Source organism: Archangium violaceum Cb vi76 (assembly GCF_000733295.1).
GTDB classification, from domain to species: domain Bacteria; phylum Myxococcota; class Myxococcia; order Myxococcales; family Myxococcaceae; genus Archangium; species Archangium violaceum.
In genome coordinates this window covers 1-1,888 of the sequence record NZ_JPMI01000317.1, presented here as the reverse complement: position 1 = coordinate 1,888, position 1,888 = coordinate 1, and the positions used below count along the sequence as shown (strand labels likewise).

Below are 1,888 nucleotides of genomic sequence, written 5' to 3'. Positions count from 1 at the left end.
GACACCATTGCCAGCGACGGCGCCCTTGGCGCGAGCGTCGAAGGCACGGCAGTGCCCATCCGGAGAGAGGATCATCCCCTCCTGGTAGACGTAGCCCGTCTTCTGGGGGAGGGAGAGGCGGGCGGCGCCGGCGAGGGCCACGTCGGACTGACGCTGGCGCAGGCTCTCACAAGCCATGTGCACGGCCACCAGACCCGTGGAGCAGGCCGTGTAGACCATGAGGCTCTCGCCGGTGAGGCGCAGCTTGTAGGAGGCCTTGGTGGCCATGCCCTGGTGCGTGGCGTTGGTGCCGGCCTCGAAGAAGGCGGCGGGGTCCAGGGGCACGTTCTTCTGCACCAACTGCGAGTAGCCGGAGTCAACGGCACCGGCGTACAGGGAGATGAGGCCGTTGAAGCGATCCGGGTCGACTCCAGCGTCCTCCAGGGCGCTCCAGGCGGTCTGAAGGAAGAGGCGCTGCTGGGGGTCCATCCACTGTGCTTCGCGCAGGGAGATGTCGAAGAAGCCGGGGTCGAACTTGTCGGCGTCGGCCAGCACGCCACCCGCGGGAACGAACTGGGGGTGCTGCCACTGGAAGACGCCCTCCGGGAGCCCGGAGAGAGGCTCCAACTCCTCGGGAGAGAAGCGGGAGATGGACTCCACACCCTGGCGCAGGTTCTGCCAGAGCTCGTCGACGGAGCGCGCCCCCGGGAAGCGGCCGGACATGCCGATGATGGCGATGTCCTCCGGGCCGGAGCGCTCGGCTGCCTGGGTCTCCTGTTGCTCGCGAGGCGCCGGAGCCGGGGCGTTACCCGAGTCCATGCGCGCGGCCAGATCGCTGATGGTGGGGTGCTCGAAGAGCCACGTCACCTGCACGTCGCGGCCCAACTCCTCGCGCATGCGGGCGGCGACCTTGATGACGGACAGAGACGTGCCGCCGAGCTTCTCGAAGAAGTGGTCATCGACGCCGACGTGCTCGACGTCCAGCTCGCGGGACCAGATGGAGACGAGCTGGCGCTCCAGCGGGGTGGTGGGCTCGACGAAGTGGCCGGTGCGGCCGGAGGAGGCGTAGTCGGGTCGAGGAAGCGCCTTGCGGTCGACCTTGGAGCTGGAGGTGAGAGGGAGGGCCTCGAGGCGGACAAGCGCCGAGGGCAGCATGAAATCGGGCAGGCGCTGCTTGAGGAAGGAGCGAAGGGCCGAGATATCGAGCTGCTGGGAATCGCTGGTGACGTAGGCGACGAGGCGCTTGTCGCCGGGAGAGTCCTCGCGGACGACGGCCACGGCTTCACGCACCTCGGGATGGGAGAGGAGGGCGGACTCCACCTCGGGCAGCTCGATGCGGAAGCCACGCAGCTTCACCTGGGCGTCGACACGGCCGAGGAAGTCGAGGGTGCCGTCCGCGCGCCAGCGGGCGAGGTCACCGGTGCGGTAGAGGCGCTCGCCGGGGGAAGCGAAGGGATTGGGAACGAAGCGCTCGGCGGTGAGGTCGGGCCTGGAGGTGTAGCCGCGAGCGAGGCCCTCGCCACCGATGAAGAGCTCGCCGGGAACGCCGGGAGGCACGGGACGCAGGTGCGAGTCGAGCAGGTACACCTGGGTGTTGGCGATGGGGGAGCCGATGGAGACGGAGGCGCCGAGCTGCTCGGGCTGTGTGAGCAGGAGGGATGAGGCGATGACGGTGCCTTCGGTGGGGCCGTAGCAGTTGGCCAGCGGGATGCGCAGCTGCTCGAGCGCACGGCGAGCGTGAGGAGTGGAAACGACGTCGCCACCGGTGAGGAGCTGGCGCAGACCGCGCAGGCCATCGAGCTTGTGGTCGACGGCGAGGGAGAGCAGGCCCGCGGACAGGTAGAGCGTGGAGACGCCGTGGCGCTGCAACACCTGCGTCAGCAGGTCCAGGTCACTGGGAGGCAGGGGC

Annotated in this window: 1 protein-coding gene; it reads right to left on the bottom strand. The window is 69.2% G+C overall.

Going from position 1 to position 1,888, the window contains the following annotated elements; translation table 11 throughout:
* Window positions 1-1,888 (bottom strand): beta-ketoacyl synthase N-terminal-like domain-containing protein (locus Q664_RS43245; protein ID WP_043410483.1); only part of this gene is annotated, 1,888 nt, incomplete at both ends.